General features: G+C 64.7%; 12 protein-coding genes and 2 pseudogenes. 7 read left to right on the top strand and 7 right to left on the bottom strand.

What is annotated here, in order from left to right; all coding sequences use genetic code 11:
- Positions 1-232 precede the first annotated feature (232 nt).
- Positions 233-1,270 carry a helix-turn-helix domain-containing protein gene (locus F0357_RS19935; RefSeq protein WP_153488418.1) on the bottom strand — a complete coding sequence of 346 codons (1,038 nt, stop codon included), beginning with the start codon at positions 1,268-1,270 and terminating at the stop codon, positions 233-235.
- A gap of 575 nt (positions 1,271-1,845) precedes the next feature.
- On the opposite strand from F0357_RS19935, the gene F0357_RS19930 reads away from it, so the two are divergent.
- Positions 1,846-2,100 carry a LysR substrate-binding domain-containing protein gene (locus tag F0357_RS19930; RefSeq protein WP_153488413.1) on the top strand — a complete coding sequence of 85 codons (255 nt, stop codon included), beginning with the start codon at positions 1,846-1,848 and terminating at the stop codon, positions 2,098-2,100.
- A 107-nt stretch (positions 2,101-2,207) separates the two neighbouring features.
- Here the strand turns inward: F0357_RS19930 and F0357_RS19925 are convergent, their stop codons facing one another.
- The gene (locus F0357_RS19925) at positions 2,208-3,449 is read right to left on the bottom strand and encodes a M24 family metallopeptidase (protein WP_153488410.1); all 1,242 of its coding nucleotides are present in this window, start codon (positions 3,447-3,449) and stop codon (positions 2,208-2,210) included.
- Positions 3,450-3,770: 321 nt separating this feature from the next.
- Between F0357_RS19925 and F0357_RS19920 the strand changes: the two genes are divergently transcribed.
- From F0357_RS19920 to dhaL, 4 genes are all read left to right on the top strand, one after another.
- A complete protein-coding gene (locus tag F0357_RS19920; protein WP_153488405.1) occupies positions 3,771-4,715 on the top strand; it encodes a substrate-binding domain-containing protein in 945 nt (314 codons plus the stop codon).
- Between the two features lie 114 nt (positions 4,716-4,829).
- Positions 4,830-6,335, top strand: coding sequence for a sugar ABC transporter ATP-binding protein (locus F0357_RS19915; RefSeq protein WP_153488400.1), 1,506 nt, complete (start codon positions 4,830-4,832; stop codon positions 6,333-6,335).
- On the top strand, positions 6,325-7,290 hold the full coding sequence (locus F0357_RS19910) for an ABC transporter permease (RefSeq protein ID WP_153488388.1): 966 nt from the start codon (positions 6,325-6,327) through the stop codon (positions 7,288-7,290). The genes F0357_RS19915 and F0357_RS19910 overlap by 11 nt, the downstream gene beginning before the upstream one ends.
- A 91-nt stretch (positions 7,291-7,381) precedes the next feature.
- A complete protein-coding gene (dhaL, locus tag F0357_RS19905; RefSeq protein WP_153488384.1) occupies positions 7,382-9,160 on the top strand; it encodes a dihydroxyacetone kinase subunit DhaL in 1,779 nt (592 codons plus the stop codon).
- A 31-nt stretch (positions 9,161-9,191) separates the two neighbouring features.
- Here dhaL and F0357_RS19900 read toward each other — a convergent pair whose 3' ends face one another.
- The gene (locus F0357_RS19900) at positions 9,192-10,151 is read right to left on the bottom strand and encodes a sugar-binding transcriptional regulator (RefSeq protein ID WP_153488380.1); all 960 of its coding nucleotides are present in this window, start codon (positions 10,149-10,151) and stop codon (positions 9,192-9,194) included.
- A 275-nt stretch (positions 10,152-10,426) separates the two neighbouring features.
- Here F0357_RS19900 and F0357_RS19895 point away from each other — a divergent pair.
- Positions 10,427-10,762 (top strand): annotated as a pseudogene (locus F0357_RS19895) (transposase); the annotation flags it as partial.
- Here the strand turns inward: F0357_RS19895 and F0357_RS25630 are convergent.
- Positions 10,759-11,446, bottom strand: a pseudogene (locus tag F0357_RS25630) (IS110 family transposase); the annotation flags it as partial. The pseudogenes F0357_RS19895 and F0357_RS25630 sit on opposite strands and share 4 nt — an antisense overlap.
- A 64-nt stretch (positions 11,447-11,510) precedes the next feature.
- Positions 11,511-12,539: a sensor histidine kinase gene (locus F0357_RS19885; RefSeq protein ID WP_246161784.1), complete on the bottom strand. Its 1,029-nt coding sequence runs from the start codon at positions 12,537-12,539 to the stop codon at positions 11,511-11,513.
- 305 nt (positions 12,540-12,844) lie between these two features.
- Here F0357_RS19885 and F0357_RS19880 point away from each other — a divergent pair, with 305 nt between their 5' ends.
- Positions 12,845-13,975: an extracellular catalytic domain type 1 short-chain-length polyhydroxyalkanoate depolymerase gene (locus tag F0357_RS19880; RefSeq protein WP_153488370.1), complete on the top strand. Its 1,131-nt coding sequence runs from the start codon at positions 12,845-12,847 to the stop codon at positions 13,973-13,975.
- A gap of 274 nt (positions 13,976-14,249) precedes the next feature.
- Here the strand turns inward: F0357_RS19880 and F0357_RS19875 are convergent, their stop codons facing one another.
- On the bottom strand, positions 14,250-15,200 hold the full coding sequence (locus F0357_RS19875) for a hypothetical protein (RefSeq protein ID WP_153488365.1): 951 nt from the start codon (positions 15,198-15,200) through the stop codon (positions 14,250-14,252).
- A gap of 159 nt (positions 15,201-15,359) precedes the next feature.
- Positions 15,360-15,857 carry a YciE/YciF ferroxidase family protein gene (locus tag F0357_RS19870; RefSeq protein ID WP_153488801.1) on the bottom strand — a complete coding sequence of 166 codons (498 nt, stop codon included), beginning with the start codon at positions 15,855-15,857 and terminating at the stop codon, positions 15,360-15,362.
- Positions 15,858-16,060: the final 203 nt, after the last annotated feature.

The following is a 16,060-nucleotide window of genomic DNA, read 5'->3' as shown; positions in this document are numbered from 1 at the left end:
CCAAGGAGAAGATCGACATCGCCGGTTGCGAGGTCAGGCCTCACGGAGAGGCGGTATTCCTTCGGTCAGCCCCCGAATCGCACGACGAGGGCGCGATGGCTACGGCGGAGCGGCACGGCGGCTGCGAACGGACGATCCGTGCCAAAAGGAACCGCATTTTGTGCCGCGTCTGGCCGCTCATAGCCCGCGCGGCAAGAGGCCTCCGACGGCGACGCCCGTGTCGCGCCCGAATCTAGCGGCCGAGGAGGCTGACCCAGTGCGCCCATTCCGCCGCCGAGGCACGGCCGGAGGGGAGGCTCGCGCCCTCCGTGGACCGCGACAGCAGCCGAAGGTCGCGCGGGGACAGCCGATATTCCCGGCGGAAGGCGCGGCTGAACCGTTCGGCACTGCCGAACCCGTGCGCCTGGGCGATGTCCGCGATCGAAAGGTGGCGCCACTTGGCGGAGCGGAGCGCCGTGGTGGCGCGCTGCAGGCGGCGGCGGGTGATGTAGGTCGAGAAGCCGCCTTCGTCCTCGAAGAGACGGTAGATGGTGCGGCGAGACAGACCGAACGCCGCCACGAGGCCCTCGATCGAGAGGTCGCCATCCATCAGGTGGTCGTCGACATAGCGCTTCAGCGCATCGAATTGCGCGAGGACGACGCCACCCGCCGTTTCATCGCCGATGCGCCCATCGAGGGCGGCGACGGCGAGGTCGAGCAGGGGCGGGATGACCGCCTCGCCCTGCGGCCGCGTCATGACGTCGACGTTGCGGTGGAAGCTCAGCAGGCTGTCGCGCAGGAGGCATACGAGCGGCATGTTCGCCGGCAGCACCTGGAGATGCAGACTGTCCACCTGCTTCAAGCGCGGCGCCAGAAGGCGACGCGGGACGAGAAGGCTGAACTGATCGTGGTCGGTCGTGGCGGTGGCGAGCGGCTGGGCCATGTCGATGACATAAAGGTCGCCGGCCCCGGCCACGGGGCGCTTGCCGTCGCGCGCCGCGCTCTGGCCGGTGAAATAGAATTGCAGGATGAATCCGTCCATGCCGTCGCGGGCGATCTTGTAGCGCGAACGGTCGAAATCCTGCGCCGAACCCTGGATCCGGCCGAACGCGACGTCGCCGATCAGCGCCGCGTCCACGGAGGCGAAGAAGCCGTCGGCGCCCTTCCGCAGCCGGCTGTCGAAGACGACGTTGATGGCTTCATTCCAAGCCTCGCGGGCCGCCGGGGCGGGCAGATGCCGCGTGTCGAAGCGCGAGCGAATGAGCCGCGGTTCAGGTCCTACCTTATCCATGCCGAACGACGTCCACCCGAGCCGGCCCTTTGTCGATATGCGTCATGCCGGTCGGCGCAGACTTTACGCGCTCAGGGTCTCGCTTCCCAAGGCCTACGGCTTGCCGAACGCAGCGGCACGCGACCGTGCGTTGCGCCCGAACGGCGACCGCCCCGGGGCGGACGAAAGGACGAGCCGCGCCGGCCGCAAGCCCCCACCGCGCTAGGTCGCCGAGGCGGCGCGCGCCACGAGCACAGGCGCCACCTGCAAGTGAACCGATCGGACGATGATTATAAGCTTTTCCAAGAGCTTACATCTTAGGACTTTCGAGGTCGGCCGAGCGGGATCGCGTTGATCAGGAGGTCTCCTCCGCCCGGCATGACGGGGCGGGTCAGCGGGCGTTCGACCCCCTAGATCGATTGGGGTCGCTCGATCCAGCAGGTCAGTCGCGCGGCGCTCTCGATAGTTTGATCCTTCTTGAGCCGCCTGATCCTCCGCTTGTGGTGTCCCGGGCCCCGCCCCGCACGCTTCCGTGCACCGCCGCGATCGCCCGCCGCGGCCGCGCCGGCGCGATCTAGAGCCGCACGCCGCCGAGAGTGAAGCCGCCCATCCACATTGATCTCCTCGCCGGTGACGGAGCCCGCGTCGTCCAAGCCGGCCTCGGAATCATTCTCCAGCCGCTGATGCTGATCGGGCCGGATCTCGCCGCCGACCGCCTCGTTCGGGTTCTCCCCGAGTGGAACCCCGGCGAGCGCACGGTCTCGCTGCTCTATTACCGCGACCGCCGCATGACGCCCCGGCTGTCGAGCTTCATCAGCTTCGCCCTCAGCACCTTCGCCGACCGCGGCTGAAGCGCAGCCCGTCCGCTCGACCCGGCCGGGCGCAGCATCCCTTCACCCAGAAGTTCGCCGCCTCGATCGGGCAGATCGATCCGTCGATGAAGTGACAACCTTCCCGCTCAGGAAATGTCGAGGAAGTCTCGCGGCAGCGTCGTCACGACCTCGATGCCGTCATCGGTGACGAGAAGCTGGTCTTCGATGATCAGCGCGCCGATGCCCTTCCCATAGAAGGGCGTCTCGAAGGCGAGCATCATCCCGGGCTCGGCGATGACGTCGCTGTCGGCGGCGATGAAGGGCCATTCCTCCGAGCCGATGCTGGCGCCGAGGCCATGGCCGAAATGGCCGCGCTGATAGGAGGCAAGACCCGCCGTGTGGATCGACGTCGCCGTCGCGGCGTAGATGTCCCGCAACGCTGCGCCGGGGCGGATGGCCGCCAGGCCGGCCTCGAACCCCTCCCGCAGAATGGCGTAGATCTCCGTGGCGAGCGGGTCCGGCGCGCCGAACGAATAGCTTCGCGCCGTATCGGACGAATAGCCCGCGACCAGGACGCCGGCGTCGATCTTGAGGACGGCCCCGGTCGCCACGCTACCCTCGAGGCTCCAAGGATCGGACCCGACGGAGATATAATCCCAGGCTCCGGTCACCGGCGCGCCGTCGATCGCGACCGCCTCGGCGATGCCGGCCCGCCAGGCCGCCGACAGATCGGCACGGCGGGCACCCGAGGAGACCGCGGCAAGCGTCGCCTTGAAACCCTGCTCGGCGAGGTAAGCCGCCTTGCGCAGATGGCCGATTTCGGTCGGCGTCTTGATGGCGCGCAGGCGCTTGACGACGGCCGAGCCGTCGACCCAGTCATAATCCGGCAGGGCCGTGGCGAGGCGGTGGAAATCGGCCGCGGGCAGGAAATCGAGATCGGCGGCGACACGCCCGTGGACGAGGCCGCGTTCGCGCAGCGCCTCGCCGAGGAGAGCGAAGGCCGCCTCGGTGTCGAAGGTGGTCGGCCGGGGCGCCCCCAAGCCCGCGATCTCATAGCCCCGCTGGACGATCTCGGCCGCACCGAGGCTCTGCCGCTCCATGGCGCGGACGTCGACGGCATCGATCCAAAGCGGGTGGGTTCGCAGGTCGAGGTCGGGACGCACGGCCCGGATCATATCGCCATGGAGATCACCGACGATCGCCACCGGCGGGGCGCCGCGATCGGCCGGCACGAGGGCGATGGTCGAACCGCCGCGGCGCCACATGCTGGCCATGCCCGCCGCCGCTCCCGTCGCATAGCTGAAATTCTCCGGCTGGAAGAGCGCCAAAGCCTCGGCGCCGATCTCCTGAAGAAGGCTTTCGGCACGGCCGCGGTCGAGGAAGGACATGGAATCTCGTTATTGGCGTTGGCGATCGCGTGCGGGGATGCGGACCTGCATCTTAGAAAAAGCGGGACGTTATTGTCGATGCCGGCCCGCTCGTCCCAGAGCGCTGATCGGTGGAGTGGGCAGGTCGCACGCTCGCCCGGTAATCTGGCCGCGGTCGTTCGACGGCAACGCTGACCGAGCGCACCAGTCAAAAATATATTTGTATTTTCGAAATTACACATGATAGCGTCCTCCCTGTGAAAGACGGGCAGGGCTTTTCCGGGCCTCAACGCCTCCAAATCCGCGCCAACAGCGGGCCATCGTGTTTCTCGGGAGGAAACAATGAAGTATGCAGTGCGGCTTGCTATTGCCGCGACATTGCTTGTCTCGACCGCCGCCTTCGCTCAAAATAACGAGGGCACAATCAAGAAAGATAGCTACCGATTCGTTATCATTCCGAAGGTTGTTCATCCTTGGTTCGATAAAGTGAACAATGGAGCCAAGCAGGCCGCCAAGGCGATCGAGGAACAGACCGGATCAAAGATCACCATTGACTACAGCGCGCCTCAGCAGGCGGATGTTGTTCAGCAAAACCAGATCCTCGAGAGCTCGATTGCGACGCATCCTGATGGTATCGCCATCGATCTTCTCGACGCGGCCGGCAATCGCGCCTCGCTCGAAGAGGCCGTCGGCCAGAATATACCGGTCACCGTGTTCGATTCGGTCGCGCCGGCCGACATGAATCTCACGAGCATCGGCAATGATTTTTGCGAGCAGGCCGAGATCGCAGCCCACCGCCTCGTTGAACTTCTGAAGGAAGAAGGCGAGGTTGCGATCATGATGGGCGTGCCGAGCGCCCCCAACCACAAGATCCGAGCCGATTGCCACCAGAAGGTTTTTAGCCAGTATCCAAAGATTAAGGTCGTTGCGACGGGCATCGACAATGACGACATCGAGCAGGCGCAGAAGCAGGCGGCTGCCATCATGCAGGCTCATCCGAACCTGAAGGGCTGGGTTGCGTCCGATGCTTCCGGTCCGATCGGTATCGGCCAGGCGATCAAGGAAGCCGGCAAAACCGGTCAGGTGACGCTGGTCGGCATGGATGACCTGCCCGAGATGCTGCAGATGATCCGGGACGGCGTTGCCGACAGCACGTCGTCCACCAAACCCGAAATGCAGGGCTATTGGGCCGTGATCACGATGTGGCAGAAGGCGACTGGTGCCGCGACGCCGAAATATATCGACACCGGTATCGCCGTCTTGAACAAGGATAATATCCCCAAGTAGGCCTGAGGGCGTGGGACGCAAACGCGAAACCGCCCCTTCGTGAAATCCCGCCGCCGTAAAATCGCGGCGGTGGGATTTCCTTTGTTTTTCCTGGATTGATCCGGGGGTAAAGCGATGGCCTATCTGGAGGCCAAGAATCTTGGCCATGAATTTACGGGCGTCACCGCCCTCAACAATGTCGACATCGCCCTTGAACTGGGGCGGGTCCATATTCTCGCCGGCGAAAACGGGGCTGGGAAGTCCACCCTCGTCAAGCTTCTGACGGGGGCCTATGCGCCGAGCCGCGGAACACTCTCCATCGATGGGCGCGATCCGGCCACCGATGCCGATCTCTTTCGCACCATCGCCTATGTGCCGCAGGAACTCAGCCTGTTCCCGCATATGAGCGTCGCCGAGAACCTCTTCCTTCCTTATAGCCGGACCGGCCATGGCGGCGCTCTGTTTCATCGGCGGAAGCTCGAAGTCGAGGCCCAGGATTATCTGGATCGCTTCGGGATCCGCGCCAGGCCAACCGACCTCGTCCGCACCATATCCGTACCCGACCAGCAATTGCTACAGATCGCACGCGCGTCGACTAATAAGGACATGAAGGTCCTCTTTCTCGATGAGCCGACGTCGTCTCTTACGCCGACGGAAGTCGAGCGTGTGTTCAAGGTTATCGGCGGCTTTCGCGACGCCGGGCTTGCGATCGTCTTCATTTCGCACAAGATGGACGAGGTCTTTGCGATCGGGGACGATTACACGGTCCTGCGCAATGGCGAGAAGGTCGCCGCTGGGCGAATCTGCGATACCGACGTCGACGGCTTGATCCAGGCGATGTCCGGCGAGATCCTACGGCTGGGCACCACGTTTCACCCAGAGGCCGAGCTCGACCGATCGGGCGGACCGATCCTCGAGGTCAATGCTCTCACCGGCCGCCAATTCAGCAATGCCAGTTTCAAGCTGGAGCGCGGTGAAATCCTCGGTTTTGCCGGGCTCGTCGGCGCCGGCCGATCTGAACTGATGCAGACTATTTTCGGTTTCCGAAAGGCTACGTCCGGATCGGTGCATTTCTGTGGTGAACCGCTGCGGCTGGGCGACCCCGCGATATCGGTCAAGGCCGGAATGATTTACCTATCGGAGGAGCGAAAGCATCACGGCATCTTCGCCAAGATGTCGTTGCGCGACAATATCGGCATGGCCATTTACGACCAGACATCCGGCTTTAGCATCTCCGCGCGGAAGGAGAAGGCGGCCGTCGCCGACGTGATCGCCGCCTATGGCATCAAGACGTCGAGCTCGGCCAAGGAAATCCGTCATCTCTCTGGCGGCAACCAACAGAAAGCAATCATCGGACGTGCGATGGCGCGTCGCCCGAAGCTCATCATCTTCGATGAGCCCACCAAGGGCATCGATGTGCGGACCAAGACGGAAATATACCGCATCATGAAGACGCTAGCCGAAGACGGCATCGGTATCATCCTGATCTCTTCGGAAATGGCCGAGCTCCGTAAATGCGCGACACGCATTATTGCGATGCATTCAGGCGTGATCAGCGGTGAGTTCATCACGGCGACCACGGACAATGAAACCCTCGTCGGCGCCATCTTTGGTGCGAAAGGGCATAAGAATGTTGCGTAGGTCTTTTTCCGCACTGTTGAGCAACCCGCTCGCCGGCGTGTTCGTCATCCTGGTCGTAATCTTCGGCATCTCCTCGCTTTTGTCGCCCTACTTTCTCACCGGCTACAATCTGTCGGTCGTCGCAAGGGCCCTGGCATTCGTCGGTCTGGTCACCATCGGTCAGGCCAGCCTGATGATCATCGGAGAGCTGGATCTCTCGTTGGGTGTCGTCGGCGGCCTCTGCGGCGTCGTCGCGGGTATGCTCATGGTGACGTTCGGCTGGCCGCCGATTGCCGCTCTGCCGCTCGCCCTGGTGCTCGGCGCTGCACTCGGCTTCTTCAATGGGTTTCTGGTGTCCGCGCTAGGGCTGCATTCGCTCGTCCTCACCATCGGCACGGCCGGCGTCATCGGCGGTGCCAATCTCGTGCTGACGCGCGGTGTCGCGATCACCGGGATTCCGAAAGAGATTCAGTTTCTCGGCCGCGGTGACATCCTCGGCATGCCGGTTCCGTTCGTGATCATGGTGATGGCGCTGGCGATCGTGGCCTTTCTCGCGGCGAAGACACCTTTTGGGCGCTACATGTATGCCATCGGCAACAATGCCGCCGCCGCGCGCATGCTGGGCATCAAGGTCAACCGTATCCGGGTTCTGGTCTTCACCCTCGCCGGGTTTCTGTCGGCGCTTGCCGGTATTCTGATGGTGGCGCGCCTCGGCACGGCCCAGCCCTCCATCGGCGAGACCTGGGTGCTGGCTCCCATCGCCGCGGCTGTCATCGGCGGCGTGGCGACGACCGGCGGAATTGGAACTCCGCTGGGCGCCATCTTCGGTGCCTGCATCATCGGCATTATTGAGAATATCATCGTGTTGTTCGGCGTTTCACCGTATTGGCAGGGAATCGTCAGCGGTGCCATCGTCGTGCTCGCCATTTCCTTCGATGCGATTTCGCGGCGCTATCTGCGCAAGGAAACGGCCTAGTGATCTCTCGCGCCAGCCCTTCTGGCAGCGCTCGGCACTCAGGCCTCCCACGCTCCACGCCTCGCCCACGCCCGTCTGGACGGAATCTCCGATGACTTCAAAGACCAAAAAACTGATCAATGCGGTTGATCGCATCATCCCGGAAATGATCGAAGGCATGCTCGGTGCTCATCCCGACATCCTGCGCGGTGCCGGCAAGACCGGTCGGGCGATTGTCGCGGTCAACGGCCCCCGCGCGGGCAAGGTCGGCATCGTCGTCGGTGGCGGATCCGGGCATGAGCCCGCTTTTGCCGGCTATGTCGGGCGCGGGCTTGCCGACGCCAGTGCGATCGGAAACGTGTTTGCCTCGCCGTCGCCAGCTTTCATTCTCGACGCCGCCCACGAGGTCGAAAACGGCGCCGGCATCGTCTTCCTCTATGGGAACTACAATGGCGACGTCATGAATTTCGACATGGCGGTCAACGAACTGAGCCGCGAGGGCACGCCGGTCCGCAGTGTCGCGGTGACAGACGACGTTGCATCGGCGCCCAAGGATCGCATCGGCGAGCGGCGAGGGATTGCCGGCGACTTCTTCGTATTCAAGGTGGCGGGCGCTGCGTCCGACCGCATGATGGGCATCGATGAAGTGTATCGGCTGGCCTGCCATGCTAACGCCATGACACGCACCATGGGCGTCGCACTCTCTGCCTGTTCCTTGCCGCAGACGGGCAAGCTGAATTTCGAGATCGGCGACGAAGAGATGGAAATCGGCATGGGCCTGCATGGCGAGCCCGGCGTTCGTCGCACCCGAGTCGAGAGTGCCGACGAAGTTGCGACGGATCTTGTCGAGACGATCCTCGCGGACCTTGAGGTGGCGGCCGGCGACGAAGTTGCGGTGCTGGTCAACGGCCTCGGCGCGACGACCTATATCGAGCTCTATCTCCTTCACAGGAAAACGCGTCTTCTGCTTGAAGAGCGAGGCATTCGTATCCATCACAGTTGGGTTGGCGAATACGCCACCTCGCTCGAAATGGCCGGCGCATCCATCACGCTGATGAAACTCGACGCGGAATTGAAGCCGCTGCTCGATCATCCCTGCCACAGCGTTGCCCTCCGGGTCGGCGAGACGGTTGCGCATGCCACAGGGCGCCACAGGACCCATGGCAACACGGCGGCGATCCGCGCCGACACCGCGTCGGATGGAGCTGCCGCCTCGGATCTGCCATTGAAGACATCTGGTGACATCACGCCGGCCATCTTCCGCCGCATGATGGAGAATGTCGGTCTCGCCATTATCGCCAAGCGCGATTGGCTGAGCGAGCTCGACGGCATCATCGGCGACGGCGATCACGGCGTCACCATGGAGATCGGCTGGACGGCTGTCGCCAAGGCTCTGGCGGCAGCGCCCGAAGGCGAGACGATCGAGGCGATCTGCAAGCGGATGGCCAAGACTTTCCTCGATGCTGTCGGTGCGTCGTCTGGGCCGCTCTATGCGACGGCGTTTCTGCGCGCCGGCACGGCTGTCAGCGATCGCCTCAATCTCGACGCCAACGCGATGGCGTCCTGGATTGAGGCGGCGTCTGGCGGTATCCGTGAGCGAGGTCGCACGGAGCCCGGCGACAAGACGATGGTCGATGCCTGGGTTCCGGCGGCCGAGCGGGCGAGGGAAGCGGTCGCGAACGGTGCTTCGTCGCTCGCGACCATGCAGGCTGCGACACTTGGAGCCGAAGCCGGCATGAACGCGACCGCCACAATCGCCGCGCGCCGTGGGCGGGCCGCAAAGCTTGGCGAACGCTCGATCGGTCACATCGATCCCGGCGCGGCGTCGACGTTCGTGACTTTGAAAGCGATGACCGAAGCGCTCGATGCGGCGTTGCGTTCGCGAGGCTGAGAGAGCGCCGCGGTCGCCGCGGCTGCACAAATCAGGGCGCGCGTTCGAGCAGGATGCGCGCCACCAGCTCGTCGGTGACGAGGCGGTTGACGTATTTGCCGCGCAGCGCAGCGTAGATGATCGGCGCCTTGTGAATGCCCCCGGCAACGAGCACGGATATCGGCTTTAGCTTCAACGCCTCCAGCGACATGGCCATGATGCTGTCGTTCAGGAAATGCTCGACTGGACGTCCATCAGCAGCCAGGATGCATCCGAGAACCTCCCCGACGGCGCCAAGCCGCAGCAGGTCGTCGATATTGTCCTTGACGATTCTCAGCGAAGCGATCTGCGAACGCGCGGAGAGATCGCCACATGAAATCAGTGCCACCTCGGCGATTTCGGTGCGGGCGAGCACGTCGGCGATCTCGTCATTGTGCAGGAGCGTCTCGCGGCTCTCCGTGCTCGAGCAATAGATCGGCGCGGTGATGTAATGGCACTCGACGTTAAGTGCCCGGGCCACTGATGTCGCGATTTCAAACGTGTTGCTGCCCGAGGCGCGGGTAAAGCCCCCCGTCAGGCTGACGACCCAAGAATTTGGGCTCGCTCTTGCGGTGAGCCGTCGCGTGGCAAAGCTCAGCGTGTGCCCCCAGCCGATTCCGATCCCGAGATCGCGGCCCCCGATCAGAGCATTCACCATCGTACCGCCGGCTTCGCCGATCGTGCGCTGCTGCTCGGAGAGATCGCCAACGGTCGGGACGACAACAGCGTCGCTGAGGCCGAATTTCTCCTTCAGCGCTTCCTCGAGCTGAACGCAATCGATGAGCGGTAGGTCGACGTCGATTCGAACCGAGCCATCTGCCCTGACGGCGCCGATTATCTGATTGACCTTGAGCCTCGTAATACCGAGCTGGTCAGCGATTTCCTTTTGCGTGAGGCCCCCGGTGAAGTAGAGCCACGCAACGCGGGCCTGCTCTCGCAACGTACCGAAATCGTTGTCGGATTCGTTTGGCAACGACAGGCCCTTCCCATTCCGCGATGCAAGGACCCGAGCCGCCAAATCCGGGCAAATGGACCGCTCGCAGATCCCTCGTGCCGTCTATCTCCGATTGCGGTGAAAGGTTCAAGAGCGCCGACATCCGGCTTCCGTCGGCGTCGACGGCACAGAAGGCTCAAGCGCGCTCCGGCCGATCGTGTCCAGCGATGTGGTGTAGCTGATGCGGAAGGTGGTCATCGATGGCGGTCGGTATGGTCGGAGCTGCGAGCACCAACCTGACCGAGGAACCACCGATGACCGACATGATGAGGAGCCTGCGGGCGCTCGTGGAGAAGTGCCCCGATGCGGATGTGCTGCGGGAGATGATTGACTTCGCCGCCGAGCGTCTGATGGAACTGGGGGGCAGCGCCCCTACCGGCGCCGAGTGGGGCGAGGAGACCAAGGATCGTCTGGCGCAGCGCAACGGCTACCGCGAGCGAGACTGGGAGACGCGGGCCGGAACCGTGGAGCTGCGCATCCCACGGCTCCGCAACGGAAGCTATTTCACGAGCTTCCTCGAGCCGCGTCGGATGGCGGAGAAGGTGCTGACCGCCGTCATTCAGGAAGCCTACATCCAGGGCATCTCGACGCTGATCAGCCGCCGGATGGTCGGATCGTCCAGCGCCCCCTGGGCGATCTCCCGGTCCAACGCCTTCAGGTCTTCCCCCAGCCGGTCCAGCTCCCGCACATGCCGGTCGATGGCGGCCCGCTCGTCATCCGACAGCGGCTGCCGGCCCAGCCACTCCCGTCCAACCTTGCTCAACAGGTCGGCGTGGGGACAGGGCGGGATCAGATGGGCGTGCAGGATGGCGTGCGCCTCGTTCTTGATCCGCGTCCGGTGCCGGACCACTTGGTAGCGCCGCGCACCGGTCGACGCCGGCGCTCCGTGGCGGCGTCCGGCGTCCAGATCGACGGCAGGTACCCCCCCGCATGCAGGCTGGCCAACGTGCCGGCGTCGATCGCATCCGTCTTCACGTGGGCGTGCGGGATCGCCTTGACCTGCACAAGGGGTTGGCGATCACCACCCGCGCCGCGAACGGCGACAGCACCCGGGACACCGCCATGCCGTTGCCCGTCGCCTCAATGACCACCTCGTCGGTCGACCGCAGTCCCTTACCAAACCCTTCCTGTGCCGTCCGGGTCATGTGCACCCGTCCGCCACGTGTCAGCTGACCCTCATCCCAGCTCACCACCTCGCCAAAGGTCCGGTGGATGTCCATGCCGATCACCCGGGCGGCGATCTTCTCGGCGCCCTTCGGTGAACCGCTGTGCATCAGCACCATGCCGGGGTGCCTGGCGAGAGCGTCGGCACGCGGGACCCTAAGGGTGGATGCCGGCCTATCGGCGGGCTTCGGCGTGGCGCGGAGTGGAGGTTGTAATCGAGACCTTCGTGCCGGGATCCACGCTCTCGACTTCGACATTGGCGTCCAGTTGATGGGCGAGCGCGTCGACGATGCTGGTCCCCAAGCCGGGCTTGGCAGCGGCCATCGTCGCTGCCGTTCCGACCCCGTCGTCGCTGACAGCGAGCGTCCAATTCGGCAGCGCCGAGTGGTACTCCACCAGGATGGTGCCCTTCCGCCGATCGGGAAACGCGTGCTTCATCGCGTTGATCACCAGCTCGGTGACGATGAGCCCCAGGATGACCGATATGTTCGCGCCGACCCGGCTGTCATCCGCGTCCACCGAGAGCGAAATCTGATCGTGATCGTGGATCATCGAGGCCCCGAGGCTATCGCACAACTCGGTGAGATAGTCGCGTAGGCCGACTTCGTCGGACTGCGAGGCGGAAAGCTGCTGCTGAAGCTTCGCGATCGACATCACGCGTTGATGCGCATCGCGAAGATGCCCCCGCGCTTCCTCGGATTGCACGCGCCGAGCACTCTGCATCAGCACGCTGGCGATGATCTGAAGGCTGTTGGCGACCCGATGCTGGAGTTCCTGCAGCAGGACCGCCTTCTCGCGGATCAGGTCATCCTTCAGGCGCTGGCTCAAGCGCGCGTGGGTTGCATCGAGGATGGTGAGCATCACCAGGACCAGGCCGTCGGTTCCGTATTCCAGGCGGCGGGCATTGAGGATGAGGTTGCGGAGCTGTCCGCCGCTTTGGAGATCCATCTCGTAGGCTTCGATTTCCGCGTGACCGGCCAGCGTCGCGCGGAGAAGCGACTGCAGTTGCGGCACGTTCCATTCGCCCGCGCCCAGCGCCGCCAGCGACGTACCGGGAGCGACCGGGCTGCTCGCGAACATGGCGTTGAAGGAATTGCTCGCCGCCAAGACCTTGAGGTCGCCGTCCAGCAGTAAGGCGGGGGCGTGGGAAGCGGTTAGGATCGCCAGCGCCAGACTCTGGGTCGCCTCCGGATGAATGGTCATAGGCATGAGGTACCCCTTCGGGTAAGCCGGAGAGCCAACAGGAGTGGAGGGCCTAATCCGGTCGCGGGGTGAGTGAGCGTATAGAGGGTTGCACACTTACGCACTCGCACCCTAGCACGACCACGCCGCCAACCCTGCATACATTCGGGCCGCGGTTCAGCCCTGGACGAATAGCCTCGGCCCAGGACGCACCAGGGGCGACGTGCTGCGTGGCGTCCGCGCGGCCGCCGATGCTGCAGTGCAACAAAAGGCGTTGTCGTTCGTTGAGGACAGGTCAGGGCTTCCGCCATGACCGGGAGTCCCCCATGCGTTCCATTTCAGATACGATCTCACGCCTTGCCGCTGCACGCAGTGCCATCCGCACCCACCAGCCCGCCGGGCCGGACCGTCTCATGGAGTTTGCCGCGTTCGGATCCAATCCAGGCGCGCTCGTGGCGCGTTCCTACATCCCGCCCGCCCTCGCGGCGGGTGCGCCGATGGTCGTCGTCCTGCACGGCTGCACCCAGACCGCCGCGGGATATGACCATGGGGCGGGGTGGTCGCGGCTTGCGGACGAACTCGGATTTGCGGTGCTCTTTCCGGAGCAGCAGCGGGCCAACAATCCCAACCTCTGCTTCAACTGGTTCAATCCGACTGATACGCGACGGGACACCGGCGAGGCCCTTTCGATCCGCCAGATGGTGGCTGCGATGATCGACCGGCACGGCCTCGATCAGGACCGCGTCTACGTCACCGGCCTTTCGGCCGGCGGCGCGATGACGTCGGTCATGCTGGCGACCTATCCGGACGTCTTTGCCGGCGGCGCGGTCATCGCCGGCCTCCCCTACGGCACGGCGTCCTCCGTTCCCCAAGCGTTCGATCGGATGCGGGCGCATGGCGGCCCAGATGCGGACAGCCTGGGAGATCTCGTTTTTGCGGCCTCCGATCATGCGGGTCGCTGGCCCATCCTTTCGGTCTGGCACGGCGGGAGCGATGCGACGGTCAGCCCGATCAACGCCGATTTGGTGGTCGCGCAATGGCGCACGCTCCACGGCCTCGACGCGTTGCCGACCTCTACCGAACAGGCGGCCGGGCACACGCGGCGTATCTGGTGCGATGCCCAAGGGCGCGCACTGATCGAAGAGCACCGGATCGCCGGCATGGGTCATGGCACGCCGGTGAGCGGATCGGGTCCGGATGCCTGTGGTGTTCCGGGGCCCTACATGATCGAGGCGGCAGTCTCGTCGACGCGCAGCATCGCCGCGTTCTGGGGGCTGGATCATTGCGGCGGCGCCGCACCCGTCAAGCGCACCGCGCCTGCCCGACGCCCGGATCAACTCCCGGCCCCGTTGGATCGCGGACGGGATCAGCCGAAGCGAGCCGCTCCGTCACCGTCCGTCGAGGGACCCGCCCGCATCATCGAAGATGCGCTGCGCGCTGCCGGCCTGATGCGCTAGCCGGCGTGTGCGGCGTCGGATCGTAATGGCCGATCGCGGTGCCGTGCGTGGGGGTGAGGCTGTGGGATGATCGACATGAGATGCGAGCGGCTGACGGGGAAGGGGCCCGGCCGGAGCGCTCGGCCCCGTATCGGCACATTTCAGGGCGACGCGGGAGCGGCCCGTCGCGTCGGCGCCCCCTCGCACGATTTGCCAGCCGGCGGATCGGCTCCTCGAGTGGGCGCTTCGAGAACAACGAAAGGCGGCCGAGCCTCGCGGATCGGCCGCCTTCGCATCAGCGACGTTCGCCGAGATAGTGGGCTTCGTCGTCGTCGCGCTGTCGACCGCCGAGCACGGCGGAGGCACAGGCGATGAAGGCCCCGATCATCAGCGACAGAGCGCCGAGGAGCGCGAAGGTGGCGCCGGCCTTGCGGGCGGTGTCGGCGGCCTGCTGCGCTTTCTGCTTCGCTTCGTTGATCCGCGCGAGCACGGCATCGACCCGGGCGGTCGCATCCGCCTGGGACAGGCCGGTGCGAGAGGCGACGAGTTGCGCGAGATAGGTCTTGTCGTCAGGAGAAATCTGGCCGGCGGCAGCGCTGCCGATCAGAATACGCGAGGCTTGTGCCGCCGCTGCCGTCTCGTCGCCCGCGCCGGTCGCATCCATCCGCGCCGGATCACTGGATCGGAAGAGAGAGTCGACGAAGTAGGAGGTCGCATCAGGCCCGCCACCGGTCCCCGCATTGGCGCTCGCCCCCGCCGAGGCCCCGAGCGCAGCACCCGAGGCGACCGTCGATGCGGCGTGGACGCCCGTGCCGATCGCCCCGGATACGACCGAGCCGAGCACGGAAACCATCAGCAAGGTCGCCACGGCCCAGGCCATGAAACCATGGGCCGTATCCCGAAAGAACGTTTCATCGGTGGCGACGCCAACCCATTTGGTGCGGAGCCGACCGGTGAGGTAGCCGCCCACGCCCGAGGACAGCCATTGGACGACCACCATCCAGATGGCGGTGGACACGGCGAACGTGGCGACGCTCGCGCCTTCGTTCGCCCAGGGCGAAACCATGGTCAGCCCGAGGCCGGAGCCAAGCAGCATCAGAACGACGGTGAGGGCGGCGGCCGCGAACGCACCGGCGACGATGGGTCCCCAGTTCACGGCTGAGGACGCGGACTCGACGGGCGCGGCGACGGATTCCGCGGAGTAAACGGGCGCGGCGACGGCTGCCGCGGAGTAAGTTGATGTCATGACGTCCTCCTATCTTGTAAAGAGCGCGAGGAGGAGGATGATCGGGATCGGAATGCCGAGCAGCCAAAGTAGAATACCGCGGCCCATAATGATCTCCTCTTGATAAGCGGATGCCCGAAAAAGAAACAGCCACCGCGGGGGTCCCGGGTGGCTGTCTGATCAGGCCGCCTTCGCGATTGCGTTGGCGGATGCGTCCGCTAGGGTTGTCAGCGCCTTGTCGGTCGCGGATTCTTCCTTGAGCGTGGCGTCGAGCAGCGCCACCGCCTCTTTGTGGCCGAGCACCTGTGCCCAGCGCTTCAGCGTGCCATAGCGCGCGATCTCGTAGTGCTCGACCGCCTGCGCGGACGAGATGAGACCGGCATCGATGGCGGGCGTGCCTTTGAAGCTCTCGATGATCTCTTCGCCTTCCGCGACGATGCCCTCGATGGCGTCGCAGGTCTTCGCCTGCGGGCGCTTTCCGAGGAGCTCGAACACCTGCTGCAGGCGCTCGACCTGCCCTTCGGTTTCCTCCCTGTGCTTCTCGAACGCCGCCTTGAGCTCGGGGGAAGAAGCGGCCCGCGCCATCTTCGGCAGGGCCTTCAGGATTTTACGCTCCGCATAATAGATGTCCTTGAGCGTGTCGTGGAAGAGATCTTCCAGCGTCTTTTCTTTGGTCATTTCACGATCCTTTGCGGCGCGATTGAAACGCTTCTCACATCGCGCGGTGGTAAGCTCGATCAACAACAGGAAAGACCCCGCGAAAGTTCCCGGGCGCCGACCGCCGAAATCCACCCGCCACGGTCTGGGCCAAGCCACGTCCTGGACGCGCGAAGCGGGTAGAGACCTCGCAATGACAATCGACAAAACGTGATGGTCGGCGG

It is taken from the genome of Segnochrobactrum spirostomi (assembly GCF_009600605.1).
GTDB lineage: Bacteria > Pseudomonadota > Alphaproteobacteria > Rhizobiales > Segnochrobactraceae > Segnochrobactrum > Segnochrobactrum spirostomi.
The sequence above is the reverse complement of the archived record's forward strand: the minus strand, read 5'-3'. Positions and strand labels throughout refer to the sequence as shown.

Bases quoted from the DNA above. Each gene is read 5' to 3' on its own strand.
- F0357_RS19935 (WP_153488418.1), bottom strand. From the start codon at position 1,270: ATGGATAAGGTAGGACCTGAACCGCGGCTCATTCGCTCGCGCTTCGAC.
- F0357_RS19925 (WP_153488410.1), bottom strand. From the start codon at position 3,449: ATGTCCTTCCTCGACCGCGGCCGTGCCGAAAGCCTTCTTCAGGAGATC.
- F0357_RS19920 (WP_153488405.1), top strand. From the start codon at position 3,771: ATGAAGTATGCAGTGCGGCTTGCTATTGCCGCGACATTGCTTGTCTCG.
- F0357_RS19915 (WP_153488400.1), top strand. From the start codon at position 4,830: ATGGCCTATCTGGAGGCCAAGAATCTTGGCCATGAATTTACGGGCGTC.
- F0357_RS19910 (WP_153488388.1), top strand. From the start codon at position 6,325: ATGTTGCGTAGGTCTTTTTCCGCACTGTTGAGCAACCCGCTCGCCGGC.
- dhaL (WP_153488384.1), top strand. From the start codon at position 7,382: ATGACTTCAAAGACCAAAAAACTGATCAATGCGGTTGATCGCATCATC.
- F0357_RS19885 (WP_246161784.1), bottom strand. From the start codon at position 12,539: ATGACCATTCATCCGGAGGCGACCCAGAGTCTGGCGCTGGCGATCCTA.
- F0357_RS19880 (WP_153488370.1), top strand. From the start codon at position 12,845: ATGCGTTCCATTTCAGATACGATCTCACGCCTTGCCGCTGCACGCAGT.
- F0357_RS19875 (WP_153488365.1), bottom strand. From the start codon at position 15,200: ATGACATCAACTTACTCCGCGGCAGCCGTCGCCGCGCCCGTTTACTCC.
- F0357_RS19870 (WP_153488801.1), bottom strand. From the start codon at position 15,857: ATGACCAAAGAAAAGACGCTGGAAGATCTCTTCCACGACACGCTCAAG.